17 protein-coding genes and 1 pseudogene are annotated in these 13,943 nt (G+C 43.1%); 2 read left to right on the top strand and 16 right to left on the bottom strand.

The features are described from left to right. Positions 1-102: 102 nt before the first annotated feature. The 8 genes from QSJ37_RS01890 to QSJ37_RS01855 form a co-directional block, all read right to left on the bottom strand. On the bottom strand, positions 103-687 hold the full coding sequence (locus QSJ37_RS01890) for a TetR/AcrR family transcriptional regulator (protein ID WP_285754722.1): 585 nt from the start codon (positions 685-687) through the stop codon (positions 103-105). Positions 688-708: 21 nt separating this feature from the next. Further along, a complete protein-coding gene (locus QSJ37_RS01885; protein ID WP_285753235.1) occupies positions 709-1,878 on the bottom strand; it encodes a thiolase family protein in 1,170 nt (389 codons plus the stop codon). 81 nt (positions 1,879-1,959) lie between these two features. Further along, positions 1,960-2,361: a MaoC family dehydratase gene (locus QSJ37_RS01880; protein WP_285753233.1), complete on the bottom strand. Its 402-nt coding sequence runs from the start codon at positions 2,359-2,361 to the stop codon at positions 1,960-1,962. Beyond that, positions 2,358-2,807 carry a MaoC family dehydratase N-terminal domain-containing protein gene (locus QSJ37_RS01875; RefSeq protein WP_285753231.1) on the bottom strand — a complete coding sequence of 150 codons (450 nt, stop codon included), beginning with the start codon at positions 2,805-2,807 and terminating at the stop codon, positions 2,358-2,360. The genes QSJ37_RS01880 and QSJ37_RS01875 overlap by 4 nt, the downstream gene beginning before the upstream one ends. A 22-nt stretch (positions 2,808-2,829) precedes the next feature. Next, positions 2,830-3,594 carry a 3-oxoacyl-ACP reductase FabG gene (gene fabG / locus QSJ37_RS01870; protein ID WP_285753229.1) on the bottom strand — a complete coding sequence of 255 codons (765 nt, stop codon included), beginning with the start codon at positions 3,592-3,594 and terminating at the stop codon, positions 2,830-2,832. Positions 3,595-3,632: 38 nt separating this feature from the next. Continuing rightward, positions 3,633-4,811, bottom strand: coding sequence for an acyl-CoA dehydrogenase family protein (locus QSJ37_RS01865; RefSeq protein WP_285753227.1), 1,179 nt, complete (start codon positions 4,809-4,811; stop codon positions 3,633-3,635). Positions 4,812-4,999: 188 nt separating this feature from the next. Continuing rightward, positions 5,000-5,752: an NAD-dependent protein deacylase gene (locus QSJ37_RS01860; RefSeq protein WP_081189784.1), complete on the bottom strand. Its 753-nt coding sequence runs from the start codon at positions 5,750-5,752 to the stop codon at positions 5,000-5,002. A gap of 45 nt (positions 5,753-5,797) precedes the next feature. Then, the gene (locus QSJ37_RS01855; protein WP_285753223.1) at positions 5,798-5,932 is read right to left on the bottom strand and encodes a hypothetical protein; all 135 of its coding nucleotides are present in this window, start codon (positions 5,930-5,932) and stop codon (positions 5,798-5,800) included. A gap of 406 nt (positions 5,933-6,338) precedes the next feature. Here QSJ37_RS01855 and QSJ37_RS01850 point away from each other — a divergent pair, with 406 nt between their 5' ends. After that, complete coding sequence (locus tag QSJ37_RS01850) at positions 6,339-7,760, top strand: amino acid permease (RefSeq protein ID WP_285753221.1); 1,422 nt, start codon at positions 6,339-6,341, stop codon at positions 7,758-7,760. Between the two features lie 325 nt (positions 7,761-8,085). Here QSJ37_RS01850 and QSJ37_RS01845 read toward each other — a convergent pair whose 3' ends face one another. The 7 genes from QSJ37_RS01845 to QSJ37_RS01815 all read right to left on the bottom strand — a co-directional run bounded on the left by QSJ37_RS01845 (position 8,086) and on the right by QSJ37_RS01815 (position 11,793). Further along, positions 8,086-8,268, bottom strand: coding sequence for a hypothetical protein (locus QSJ37_RS01845; RefSeq protein ID WP_285753219.1), 183 nt, complete (start codon positions 8,266-8,268; stop codon positions 8,086-8,088). Next, positions 8,261-8,446 (bottom strand): hypothetical protein, encoded by a 186-nt coding sequence (locus QSJ37_RS01840; RefSeq protein ID WP_285753217.1) that lies wholly within the window; start codon positions 8,444-8,446, stop codon positions 8,261-8,263. Before QSJ37_RS01840 ends, QSJ37_RS01845 begins: the two co-directional genes overlap by 8 nt. Before the next feature lie 119 nt (positions 8,447-8,565). After that, a complete protein-coding gene (locus QSJ37_RS01835; protein WP_015863973.1) occupies positions 8,566-8,964 on the bottom strand; it encodes a DUF350 domain-containing protein in 399 nt (132 codons plus the stop codon). 5 nt (positions 8,965-8,969) lie between these two features. Continuing rightward, positions 8,970-10,247 carry a glutathionylspermidine synthase family protein gene (locus QSJ37_RS01830; RefSeq protein WP_285753214.1) on the bottom strand — a complete coding sequence of 426 codons (1,278 nt, stop codon included), beginning with the start codon at positions 10,245-10,247 and terminating at the stop codon, positions 8,970-8,972. A 2-nt stretch (positions 10,248-10,249) separates the two neighbouring features. Beyond that, a complete protein-coding gene (locus QSJ37_RS01825; protein WP_062754666.1) occupies positions 10,250-10,579 on the bottom strand; it encodes a hypothetical protein in 330 nt (109 codons plus the stop codon). After that, a complete protein-coding gene (locus QSJ37_RS01820) occupies positions 10,576-11,037 on the bottom strand; it encodes a hypothetical protein (protein WP_285754721.1) in 462 nt (153 codons plus the stop codon). Before QSJ37_RS01820 ends, QSJ37_RS01825 begins: the two co-directional genes overlap by 4 nt. 135 nt (positions 11,038-11,172) lie before the next feature. After that, entirely contained in the window at positions 11,173-11,793 is a 621-nt protein-coding gene (locus tag QSJ37_RS01815) for a DUF7010 family protein (protein WP_285753210.1), read from the bottom strand. 1,023 nt (positions 11,794-12,816) lie between these two features. Here QSJ37_RS01815 and QSJ37_RS01810 point away from each other — a divergent pair. Continuing rightward, positions 12,817-13,245, top strand: coding sequence for a DUF3888 domain-containing protein (locus tag QSJ37_RS01810; protein WP_015374612.1), 429 nt, complete (start codon positions 12,817-12,819; stop codon positions 13,243-13,245). Positions 13,246-13,420: 175 nt separating this feature from the next. Here QSJ37_RS01810 and QSJ37_RS01805 read toward each other — a convergent pair. Then, positions 13,421-13,834 (bottom strand): annotated as a pseudogene (locus tag QSJ37_RS01805) (IS1634 family transposase); the annotation flags it as partial. Positions 13,835-13,943: the final 109 nt, after the last annotated feature.

The following is a 13,943-nucleotide window of genomic DNA, read 5'->3' as shown; positions in this document are numbered from 1 at the left end:
GTAATTTCACATGTTTATACATGAACTGAACCATTTTTTTATCGATGCATCACTTTCAAGGAGATTGATAGACGGAAAGAGAATGGGCGGATTCTCTTTCCTCTATTTTTCCTTCAATGATTCGCGATTTTTGATTCCGTTTAAAATCAGATCGACGTAAATGTCTGTCAGCGCTTCTTCCGATATTTCTCCATCCGGCTGAAACCAGTAATAGCTCCAGTTTGTAATGCCTAAAATGCCAAATGTAATCATGTCCGGAATCAGCGTCGGCTTAAATTCCCCACGGGCGATTCCCGCTTCGATCAACTGCTGGTAATGTTCCCGGAACTCCCGCCGCTTTGCTTTAATTTCTTGCAAATGATCTTCATGCAAATGACGCATTTCACGAAAGAAAATGCGTGCACTTTTCCGTCTTGCTTTAATATTGCGAATGAGCATATAGACGATTTCGTACAGTTTTTTCGTGCAGCTTTTCTCCGAATCTTGCAAAATGCGTTGTTGCTGCTCTAAAAGATCTTCTATATAGGAGATGCATATATCTTTTAGCAACTCTTCTTTGCTTTTGAAGTAATAATAGAATGCACCTTTTGTCACTCCTATTGCTTCGACAATTTCTTGCACCGATGTTTCTTTAAACCCTTTGCGGTCGAATAGTTCAATGCTTGTTTCAATGATTTTTTCTTTCATATTGCCGATTCCTTTCATTATTTATTCTCGTTCGATAATGGTGGCGATTCCTTGCCCGCCGCCGATGCATGCCGTTATGAGCGCGTATCTTCCGCCTGAGCGCTGCAATTCATACACGGCTTTCGTAATTAAGATCGCACCGGTTGCGCCGAGCGGATGGCCATGGGCGATCGCGCCGCCGTTTACATTCACTTTTTCCGGGTTCATGTTTAATTCGCGGTCACAGGCGATCACTTGGGCGGCAAACGCTTCATTGATTTCGATCAAATCCATATCATCTAACGTCAGCCCGACCTTTTTCAACACTTTCCTTGTCGCCGGCACCGGACCGATTCCCATAATGTTCGGATCGACCCCGGCAACCGCATAGGCGCGAACAACCGCTAATGGTGTCAACCCCAGTTCTTCCGCTTTTTCTCTTGACATGATTATTAACGCAGATGCTGCGTCATTTAATCCGGAGCTGTTTCCAGCTGTAACGGTCCCGCCTTCTAAAAACGCAGGCGGAAGCTTTGACAACACTTCGATCGTTGTATTTGGCCGCGGATGTTCATCCGTATCAAAGACGATTGGCTCTCCTTTTTTGACCGGAACGGTAATCGGAACGATTTGCTCTTTAAAACGTCCTTCCTGCATCGCCCGTGCCATTTTTTGCTGGCTTCTTAGCGCGAATTCGTCCTGTTCCTTTCTGCTGATCCCGTATTTTTTGACAAGGTTTTCCGCTGTAATTCCCATCGGCGGATCGCCGATTTCTTTAGGTGACAGCTGAGATTTTCGAAAACTTGGCGGCGTCGAGCTGTACGGTTTTTCCGGACGGTCCATTAAGTATGGGGCGCGGCTCATGCTTTCAATTCCCCCGGCGATATACACATCGCCGTCTCCTGCCCGAATCGCTTGTGCCGCCAAGTTGACCGCATTAATTCCCGAACCGCACTGTCTGTCCACAGTAAGACCTGTAATTTCAAGCGATAATCCTGTTTGCAATGCTGTAAGCCGCGCGATATTCCCGCCGCCGCTTAGCACATTGCCCATAATGACATCATCGATCATTTCCGGACCGATATTTGCCCGTCTCATCGCTTCTTTTATCACTTCCGCACCAAAAATATGCGCTGGCACGGTCGCTAATGCTCCGCCTTGTCTGGCGATTGCCGTGCGGACGGCGGAAACAATGACCGCATCTCGTTTCATGTATGTCACTCCCATTCGTTTTTATAAAAATCCCGGTAACAAAAAGGGTTTTGCTGTTACCGGGACGGATGTTGACACTAATTAATGAATAGAAAAAATGACTTCTCCCTTTACGACTTCTTTTCCGTCTTGATTGATAGCCGCCACATCAAAACGCAAATCGTGATCCTTTTTTTCTTTCAACGTCGCTTTTAACGTGACGACATCATTTAAAAACACCATAGATTTAAAGCGAACGGAATAGTCTTGCACAAATCCTTCTTCATAATAAGGGGTAAACAGTTTGGCAAGATTGCCCATCGTCCACATTCCATGGGCGATAATGCCCGGCAACCCCGCTTTTTTCGCCTCCTCGTCAATCGTATGAATCGGGTTGTAGTCGCCGGAAGCACCGGCATATTTAATGAGATCGAGGCGGGAAACAGGCGAAAGCTTCACTTCCGGCAACGACTCTCCTACTTTTAATTCACTGATTTTCGTCATATGACCATCGCCTTTCTCACTGCTTCTGTAATAATAATTGTCGATGTGGACGTGAAAATAACGTTTCCGGAAGGGTCTTCCCCGTAATTCGTGATGACTAAAAATCCAAGTTCACCCATGCTGCTTTTCTTTTCATAGTAATCTTCCACTTTTGAATAGCAATACAATTCCTCGCCAACATAAAGCGGTCTTTCATAATGAAACCGTTGCTCGCCGTGAATAAGCCCTTTGCTTGGAAGCTTCAATCCTTCAATCACGCCGTAGTCAAACACTCTTGGAAATGTCGGTGGAGCAATATTGGTTTTATATCGCGATCTTTTTCCAGTTTCCTCATCCCAGTAAATCGGATGCGGATCGCCGATCGCTTCGGCAAATTTTTTCACCGCTCCCCGCTCGACGACGTTTTTTACTTTATTGGAGCATTTTCCGATATGTTCGGCAAACATGCATCGTTTCCTCCTTATTCCGTTAACATTTTGGACCTCCGGCTACATATAGCACTTGGCCGTTAATAAAGGAAGATTTCTCATCGGCGAAGAATGCCACCGCCTGCGCGACATCTTCCGGCTTGCCGCTTCGTCCGACCGGAATGTTTGCGACGCTAGCCTGAATTAATTGTTCAAACGAAATGCCTAATCTTTCCGCCGTTGCTTTTGTCATATCCGTTTCAATAAATCCAGGAGCGACAGCGTTTGTTGTAATGCCGAATTTGCCCAATTCAATCGCCAATGTTTTTGTAAACCCTTGAATTCCAGCTTTAGCCGCTGCATAGTTCGCTTGGCCGCGATTTCCAAGGGCGGATGTCGAAGAAATGTTAATAATGCGTCCGTACCGTTTTTCAACCATATACTTTTGAACGGCGCGCGCGCAATAAAACGCTCCTTTTAAATGGACATCCATCACTGTTTCCCAGTCATCGTCCGTCATTTTAAACAACAAGTTATCGCGAATGACTCCGGCATTATTAACGAGAATATCAATCGATCCAAATTGGTCAACGATTTCTTTTACCGTCGCCTCGACTTGTTCGCGATCGGTGACGCTTGCGACTTTTGCATATACTTCATAGCCTTTTTCGCGCAATTCGCTTGCAGTGGCCTGCAATGCTTCTTCATTTAAGTCAATGAACGCCACTTTCGCTCCTTCTTCGGCAAAACGCGTAACGATCGCCTTGCCAATTCCGCGGCTTCCTCCTGTAACGAATGCGACTCTTCCTGTAAATCTTTGACTCATGCTTACTTCCCCCTTTTATTCGATAACTCTTTCAACTTTTATAGAAATTGCCCCAATTTGACATGCCCTTTAAGCAGGTTTCTGGCAATAATCATGCGCTGAATTTCATCGGTGCCATCATAAATGCGCCAAAGTCTAGCCTCGCGGTACCAGAGCTCGATCGGCATTTCTTTCGTATAGCCCATGCCGCCGTGAATTTGCAGGACGCGGTCGACGACGCGGTTGCCCATGTTGGCGCCAAACAATTTGGCCATCGATGCTAAATGGCGGTTGTCTTCGCCTTGGTCGAGCGTAAACGCTGCGTTTAGCACAAGCCATTTCGCCGCTTCAATTTCGACGGCCGAATCGGCGATCATCCATTGAATCGCTTGTCTTTCCGCGATCGGCTTGCCAAACGTCACACGCTCTTTCGCGTAGTCAATCGCCATTTGCAATAGCCGTTCCGCTGCTCCAATCGCTCTCGCACCGACAATCCAGCGGGCGTATCCGATCCACTCCAGCCCGAGTTTATAGCCGTCATGCAGTTCCCCTAAAATGTTTTCTTCCGGCACGCGCACATTTTCAAAAATTAAACTGGCTGGTGTCGATGGTCCCATCGTATGTATTGGTTCAGAGCGCCAGCCCATTTCGCGGTCAACGATAAAGCAAGTAACTCCTTCCCGTCCGTTCGTTGCTCGATGGCGTTCTTTGTCGGTAATGGCGATCACCATCACAAAATCCGCTTCGTTCCCGCCGGTGATAAATATTTTTTCTCCGTTTAGCACCCATTCATTTCCGTCTTTTACCGCCGTCATTTTAATGTTTCTTGTATCCGACCCCGCACCCGGTTCCGTCATGGCAAAGCATGATTTTTTCTCGCCATTAATGGTTGGAATTAAATATTTTTTCTTTTGTTCTTCATTGGCATAATAGAGGATATTATCCGCTGACCCCCCGAATCGGAATGGAACGAACGTTTTCGACACTTCCATCGTCACAATCGCCTGCATCACATGCCCAAGATTGGCGCCTCCGTATTCCTCTGGTGTATTGATCCCCCAAAAACCCGCTTCTTTTGCTTTTAACTGCAATTCTTTCAATTTCTCCTCAGAAAGCCCCGGCTTTCCTTCCCGTTCGTTTCGCAACACTTCATTTTCTAACGGCATTAATTCTTTTTCGACAAATTTGCGAATGGCCTTTTGCACCATCCGTTGTTCATCACTAAGGCGCAAATGCATCTTGTCCCCTCCATTTTTATCTGAATTTCCATATTCATGCATATACGTATTGCCGGAAATTATACCAACCAGTTGGTATGTTAATGTTATTATATTCCAAAATTTTAAAAAATACAATATATTTTGTATTTAAAAAATATTTCTCACCAAGAAGGTGATAAAATAAGCAGATGCAGTTGAACCAATGTTCAACGAGCATCCGCGATATATTGCTGCACTTTGGCAACTGTCTCTCCGATTCCTGCATGAATAACAATGTCAAATAAATAATCCATTCTCGTCGGTGTTTTGTTAATGATAACTTTATGAGCACGAGGGGATTCTGTGGATACATAAAACGGGATTTGGTTGACAGGTGTTACTTCAAGGCTTGTTCCCATCGCAATCAACAAATCACTATCATATGCAGCTTCGAGCGCCTCTTCGAACCGATGAACCATTCCTCCAAACAAAACAACATCCGGTTTTAAAATTTCATTGCATGTTTCCTGCTCACACCGCGGTACATCATGGCTATTGACGAACGCTAAATCATACTTTGTTTGGCATTTCGGGCATGTTGCTGTTTGCAGCGTGCCGTGTAATTCAATGACGCGCGAACTGCCTGCTTTTTTGTGCAGTCCGTCAATATTTTGCGTCAAAATCGTCACCTTTTTCCCCATGTCTTCTAATTGTTTCAAAAAGAGATGGCCTTGATTTGGCGCAAAATTTCCCATTAACTTTAATGAAAAAATGCGTTTAAATTTATGCCAGAAATCGACAGGATGTGTTTCAAAATAATATTCAGAAATATAATGCTCGACGTTTCCCTCTTGAGCATAAATACCGTTTTCGCTTCGAAAATCTGGAATTCCCGATTCGGTGCTCATTCCCGCTCCGGTTAAAACAGTAATCTTGTCAGCACTATTGATCATTTGTGCGAACTCTTTGATAGCGTCCATGATCTCTCTCCTTTCCTGAGTCAAACTCTCCCACCACCATTTTATTTAGAGATGGGAGTTTCTTACCATCTCCATCGAAGAAGATTCTGCATAGAAAAGGCTGCCGCCTTCTACTTGATGCTGCATCGGAAGTCTTCTAAACATATTTTCGTTTTTATGAATCAAAAATTCCCGATTCATTTCCTGTCCCCTTCGTTTAGAGGTTAAACACAATACCTCACAATAAGTATTGTACTCCCGATTTTTCTTTCCACAAGCAATATACTATTTTCTTCTGTCGACGCCTTCAATAAAAAAGCCCCCAAAAAGCGGGGACTTTTCCGAGTTCATTTTACGCTTTTTTTCATGAAAGCAATAATAGAAACGATAAGAGAAATAATAGAGTCATGAAAAAAGCGAAAAATCTAATAAATCTCATTGGATAAATCGTCCTAAAAAATAGGCATTATTCGCAATTTATCAACTTTTTTACTTTATCATATTATCACTTTACCAAATTAAAATAATAGTATATGATGAATAAGTAAACAAAATTAGAATGAATCATAGATTCACATCAGACGTTGCATATAAGGGGGATTATACGATGTCAACAAAAAAATGGGGACTATGGATTTTAACCGCCTTTGTCGTCGGAAATATGATTGGCGGTGGCATATTTATGATTCCGGCAAGCCTAGCGCAAGCCGCAAGTCCGATGGGATCCGCTCTTGCTTGGATGGCAACCGGATTGGGAGTTTTAACGATTGCACTCGTGTTCGGCAGTTTAGTGACAAGAAAGCCAGAACTGAAAGCAGGGCCACAAAGCTACGCGCAAGCAATGTTTTCCTCTCCGAAAGCGGGAACGGTAGCAGGCTACAGCATGGCGTGGGGATATTGGGCCGCGAACTGGGCGGCAACCGCGTCTGTCATTATTTCGTTTGCCGGCTATTTAAGCACGTTTTTCCCGATTATGCAAAGCAAACACGTCTTACTCACGATCGGAACGTTTCAATTAGAGACAGGAAAAGCGCTCACTTTTGCGGTTTGCACGATCGTGTTATGGGGAATTCAATGGATTCTTGCCCGCGATTTTCAACGCGCAGGAAGCATTAACATTTTGACGACGGGAGCAAAAGTCATCGGATTTCTTCTTTATATTATCGCCACCGTTTGGGTGTTTAACGCCGCTAATTTAGGTGGCGGGTTTGCATTCACTAATGAAAAAGGGCAAGCGGTGTCCGTTCCAGGCCAAATAAACGGAGCGGCGATTACGATGCTATGGGCATTTATCGGCATCGAATCGGCCGTTATGCTTTCCAACCGCGCGAAATCGCAAAAAGATGTGAAAAAAGCGACATTGCTTGGATTACTTATTTCTGTGCTTATTTATATGGGAATCACATTGTTAACGATGGGGGCTCTTTCACAAGAACAGCTCCAGCAATCGCAAAAACCGCTCGTAGATGCGCTATATGCTGTCATCGGCAGCAATGGCGCCTACATCATGGCAATTTTGGCGCTCATTTCGTTGTTCGGCTCAACAATCGGCTGGATTGTCGTCAGTTCAGAAGTGCCTTATCAAGCGGCAAAAGAAGGATTGTTCCCTACTTTCTTTGCGAAAACGAACCGAAACGGCAGCCCTGTTCGTTCTTTGTTCATTACGAATTTCATGACGCAAATTTTTCTATTCTCGACTGTATCGGGAACGGTGAACGAAGCGTACAATTTCGCCATTGTCGTCGCGACGCTCGCCTATTTAGTTCCGTATCTCGTTTCCACTTTATATCAGCTGAAATTAATTATAACGGGAGAAACATATGAAAACGCGAAGCGCATTCGCATCCGGGACGGCGTCATTACAACAGCAGCGCTAGTGTACTCGATTTGGGTCATTAAAACCGGAACGGCTGACTGGTACACGTTTTTCTTAGGAATCGGCTTATTTGTCGCCGGGTTAGTATTATATCCGTTCATCATGAAACCAAAATCGCTCGATCACAAGCCGGCGGAATTAAAAGGAGCGTAAAGGGACCAACGAAAATCGCTGGTCCTTTTCGCTTCTATTTTCTTTCCACCTGCACTTATCGTTGGATTATCCTTACTTTTCCGCTTCTTCAATATAATTCTAAAGAATCGGCTATACAAATTTCTCGAACAATAACGTTACTTTCTCCCAAACAAATTGTATTCGTTTCTTCTCTCCCTTTATTGTTGCTGAAGCGTTTCGATGATGTTCGGAATTTCCTTCAGCTCCTTTATCACAAAATCTGCATTGGCTGGTAAGAAAATGCTTCTCTCATCTTGCAAAAAGGTAAACTTTACCATAGTTCAAGCACAATTCCCTTTATTTTTTATTGGTCAATATTACTATTCCTAGCCAATCCGTAAATGGTTAAGGAAATAAAAAATACAAATAAGACTGTAAAAGTAATGCTATAATTTTCGCTGTATTTGTCAGAAGCAAACATCCCCATCGCAATCGCATTGATAAATAGGTTTAATATTACCAATGGGTGAATTTTTGTTTTATCCATCGTCTCCGACCTCCAGCGCTATTATCTCACCATACTTCAGCGGCGTTCCGATGACACCGATTGTTAACGGTCGCCCTTCGTACTGCTCAAATTGTATAAAAGCTGTGCCGCAAGAAGAAAGCAGCCAGATTGGACACAGCATGACTGTAAAACAAAAAAGGCGAATGTACTTCATCATTTGCATGTATCCCTTCTGTTAAAACATTTCGTAGTTCCCCCATATAATCCTTCTATTTTTCTCAAAATTTAGATAGACATTGCTAAAAAAGAGCCCGAAACAAGCGCAACGTGCTCACTTTAATACGACATGCTTCCCGCGACAATCAAGCCGACAATAATGGAAATGGCAAATAAACTGAAGCCGACCGCGAGATTGCCTTCCTCGACTTTTTTTGCTAAGTTGGTCTTTGGCGTGAAAATGTACTCAAGCGCAAAATACACGAGTATTTGCGTGATAATCCCGATCACGCCCCACACAATGGCATCAAGCAAACTGACGCTGTTGCTCCAGGCGGCGTAAATGACAATCGCCAATCCTAGCGCTTTTCCCCATAATTTCAGCGCTACCGCCATATTGCCTTGGCGAATGAGTTCCCTCTCGGAAAATTTCGTCGTTAAGCTGAATAGGCCGATCCCAACTCCCATCAGCACAAGTCCTAAAACGGTATAAATCAGAAAATTCACCACATACGTCATTTTCTTCATCCTTTCATCATGACAGGTAAATAATAGGACAAGTTGTTTGTAATCATTCCTCCCGCACGCAGACCGATTCCAACCGCTTTTCCGTTTATTAAAAAACATGTGTGCAATAGTTTCACCGTTTCATATCCGTTCACGGTTTTGACAACGGTTTCGGGCAATGGAACATATTGCTGATAAACTGGTGTTTCGTCCTTATATGTTTGCTGGCTGTCGACAGCGACTGGTTCACCGTTTCCGTTTTTGATGACTACCGTGTCTCCTTCGCGCCCGAACGCAGGTTTTTGCACATACATCATTTGCTGGTTAAGAAAATATTCTTCGTCCAAATATGTAGGAAGAAAATGTTCGTAGATCCATTGGCGCTCCTCTTCCGTGAAAAACGGATTCCCTTCCTCATAAAGTCCCCATATGAGCGCCTGCACCGCTTTCGACTGAAGCAAAAACGCCGACGGCGGATTGATGAGGGCAACTTCCCGCTCCTTCCACAGTTCCAGCAGCTGTACTCCTACTTTCGTTCCATCCTCTGAGCGGTCTTCGACTAAATGCTCAAGCGGATATGTTTGACGATATAGCACATCGATCCGTCTTCCTTCCCCATCATACAATCCGCGCCGCAGCACACCGCCGCCACTTAGTGGAACATCCTCGGCAACAACGTGGAGCTCATGAAGCGGCACATAGGCAGCCTCCATTCCGCTTATTCGCTGCAAATACCGAACCGTCTCACGGTCTTCCATATGATCTTCATGGGAAGTAAACACAACATATGGCTCTCCATCGCAATGCAATAAACGGTATGACTGCCAAACAGCATGCCGGACCGCTTTGGTTACGTTTTTTGCCGCTCCTTCATTCGGTGAAGCCATGCGAAAGAAGGAAGCCACCTGCTCATTAATATCAAACGTTTCACGAATAAATGTCGGTGTATCCGTGTTCAATTCGATCAACTTAAACGTTCCGTCGACATATACGAGATCGGCACGTGCGATCACCGTTTCCGCCGGAAGTGTGGAAGCGCGCAAAAACGGAAGCGTATCTGGATGAAACCCTAACAGCCGTAGAGTTTCAACAGGCAATTGGCGCAACAGTTTGGCCGTTTTTCGATACAAATGGCCGATGCGGTCCGTTGTCGTTCGTATTTGCTCGACTTCCCGAGCCGTTAACGTATAGTAATCGAACAAAGCATATTCCGCACCGTATAAGTCAGCCCAAAAATTGGGGATTGCCCCGTAAAATTGGGCGCGGCGCTGGCGGTGTTCTTCAATCGAATACATTGTTACCCTCCAAAAAAGCTGCCTTTTGTCCCTGAACCGATTCCGGATTTCGCCCTTGCCTTAAATTCCGCGCTCTGTTGATAACTTTTATATGCCGCAGAACGTTGTAACTTGCGCTTCGACGGATAATAATGGCCTCTATAGTAATAATGGCGGTAATGAGAGCTGTCATCATCGTCACAAACATACGTCCCCGTTGATGCATCCCACTCCCAATCATCGCAATCCTGATCATTAGGTTTCGGCGGCAAGCTTTCATCTCTGCAGGCAGTAAGTGAAGCGGCCATCATTGTCGTCAGCACGCCAACCATCATTTTTTTCGTCTTATTCATCGGTTAGTCTCTCCTTCTTCCATAACAAATCCTGTTGCAGTGACATAAAGAACATACACTTTACGGTCCTCGTCGATTTCCGCGCTGTCACGAAGCCATTCTTTCCCTTGAAAATACGTAAACGAATTGCCGATGTACGCCATCACATCAAGATGGGAAGGAAGCTCCAGCGTTGCAATCACGGGATGCCCATTCTCCGAATCGAGTTCGCGAACTTCCAGCAGTAAATCGTTGCTGTCGACTTCCGCTTCTTTCGGTCCCCGCTCATACTCCTCGACGTAAATGACAAACGTATCGTGTTCGAGCGCGGAAGAAACTTGCCGATACGTCACTCCATCTTTAACAAAGAACTCGCATTCGCGCCAGGCAATGATTTGCGGCAAATCTATCGATTCATAAAAATAAAGCAAGCGGTAGTTTTCCTCGCCAAGCCAGAGACGATACTCTAATCGATTCACCATATTCCCTGCCTTTCCAGATCTGATGCAACTACTAGTACGGATATCACGGAAATTTGGTTTCATTCTTCAATGAACGGTGTTTTTTCAATAATAAAAAAATCTTTCTTAACGTCAAGAAGAGATAAAAAAGTTTTATTGAATAAATTCGCTTTTATCTCTTACCTTTCCTTCTCGTTCAATCGAGAACACATCTTGCATCATTAATAGGCGATGCTGCCGGATAAGCAGCAAAAGCGTCACACTGTATACAATGCTGAGAGCAAATGGAACGAGATGAAAAGATAGTTCCATAAAGATGATGCCGAAAAAAGACGCAACGAATACGGCGGCAATCGTTTGGAACAAATATACTTTACTATCATATATCCAAACATAAGGCAGAAAATGAGCTCCCGTAAGCACACCAATCGCAAAAGGAATCCAATCAGGCTGGTGGAGGACAATCATGATGACAAGGGGCGCAAAAAAGAGTTGAACTCCTCCGACAAGTCCCGCCACAGTCAACAGAGGATTATGCGCAGAGAGAAAGTTCACGCGCAATAATTTGGAAATAAGGATAGCCAAAGGCATGATCGCCCCTATCCCAAACACATACATCCATACCAATGTTTGTTGTGTTACAAAGAAACTACTAATTCCTACGAATAACCAAAACAACATACCAGCTAAAAATACTGGATATCCAAAGCCGGTTTCCATAGATAAATCCTTTTTGAGTTCATAAAGGTTCATTTCATAACTTGATTTTTTCATGCTATCCTCCAATAAGTTTACATAATAATATTATTGAATACAACAACATCACTCGAGTAATAGACAAAATATTCAATCAAAAAAATCTAAAAAAATCTTATTCCAAAGTTGATCTTTTAGGTTGTAAACAAATCCAAAAATAACGTTAGATTACAGCATTTTTTATAGACCACTACCTTCATAGCATTTTCTCAACGAAAATCTATTCTTTTTCTTTTAAACAACTGCTTCGTATATCTTTGCATTTTTATTATTTCATTGAACGTGTTGCAAAACGCATAATGGATGCATACTCATTCTAGTTGATCATCCGAAATAATGTGCAAACGTTCGGAAATAATCTGCAAAACCTGGAATAATTCGCAAAGATTTTGCACATTATTTCCGAATTCGTTCGAAATAATTTGAAAAAGGATTCTGAAATAATGTGCTAATTTACAATAAAACCCACAATCTTACTTTGAGTACATGTATTCAAAGTGCTCTATTTTTTAGGGGTAGTACCATCGTAGCTGACGCTACCTGCAAAGTAAATGTTGAAAATTGTTAATAACAGATCATTAATTTCGAATAGAGTTCCGACACCTGCCGTTTGCGTTGATATCAAACCTATCGTTCATTTTGAGTAGCGTTTGCCAACTACTTACAGAACCATATTTTTGTTCCTTAATTTGGAACATCGAACATATGATCCCAATATAGCCGAGCTCATAATATTTTCCGCCCATCTAATTACAAAGGTTGAATTATAGTAAAGACTTGAATATACTTCAGTGTATTTTTTAGACCCTACCAATGTGATTTCATGGTTTACCAAACTCCCGTAATTGAATTACAAGAGTAGAGCCCCAGAAATGCCATGTATAGTCGCCATTAACAATAGCCACTCATCACTACCATTATAATTTGAACAAGCCCTCCGCCCATAAAATAAACCATTTTAATCGGAAATTTCATGAATTATTTTGACTTAATATCTTCAAAATATAGTTTGATCACGATAATAAAAGGAGGAATTCAAATATGAACAGGAAATTTATAGGAGTAATGTCCCTCTTTTTGATAATATTATTCGGAATGTATGGTGTCGGGACTAAAATTGTCGCCAAATCAAAAATTTATGAAACAGAGTCAACAACTACATTAGTGGTTAATAAAAATGATTTAGAGGACCTTTCAATTTACTTCTTAACGCCTTATATAACCAAAGCAGTACAGGATTATTATGGAAAACCATCTGGAATTCAGTGGTGGAAGCCTAAAATATTAGAGATTAAAAATTTAGAACCCGGGAGTCGTTATAAATTCTTACTCAAAATTCGTGTAGAAACATTTAAAGGGGCTCACAACCCTCCTTACGGAATTGATATAATAACACTTGAAATCGATTTTGACAAAATTCGTATTATTGATTACAAGCACATCGAAGAGAAGATAAAAAAACAAACATAGGGTATTACCTCTTTTATTTTTCCTAAATAATGGACTCACTAATCAGCGAGGAACAGCTGAGCTTATACAGCTACTTTCTCCTGCCCGAGTTCGACAGTGACTAGGCAAATAAATCGCCTCTCAGTCCTTGATGCAGAAGGGCTGAGAGGCGATTAGGTATACTTGTGGCGTGTATCTAGGAGCGAGGATGAATGTCTAGGATCTTCGGGGGAGGCTCTAGTCCTAGAGTCGCAAAGGTTTGCCCTTATTTGGCGGTCAGTTCTGTCCGCTGATAAAGGTCCCCGTATTTCGAAGAAAAATGTCCGAGTGTGAGACGCTAGCATTCCTCTCTTACTTTCGGCCACGATTCGTTGGTCCGAATCTTTACGATGCGAACCAGCAAGAGAACCAGCTAACTGAGCAGCACATGCACACGAATGCGGTCTTCCAAGCGATGATACATGGGTCGCAATTCCAATGTCGATTTCAGTGTACGAAAAGCCAGCTCGATATCCACCAGCTGCTTATATCCCAGCGCGACATCCTCGGCAGACAGTGTGTCATCGGACGTGCGGATAAGATATTTGCCATCATACTTTTCGGCTAAACGTGTGCCTATGGAATTCAGGGTTTTTTCCTAGGTTGACAACCCCAAAGTCCTTGATATAACGGGATTTCTGGACTTTTTATTTGCCTAAAATGGCCCTCAAACTGTCGAA

Origin of the sequence: Parageobacillus sp. G301, from assembly GCF_030268025.1 — a bacterium.
Lineage (GTDB): Bacteria > Bacillota > Bacilli > Bacillales > Anoxybacillaceae > Parageobacillus_B > Parageobacillus_B toebii.
Note: the sequence above shows the minus strand (reverse complement) of the source record. Positions and strands in the feature narration are given on the sequence as shown.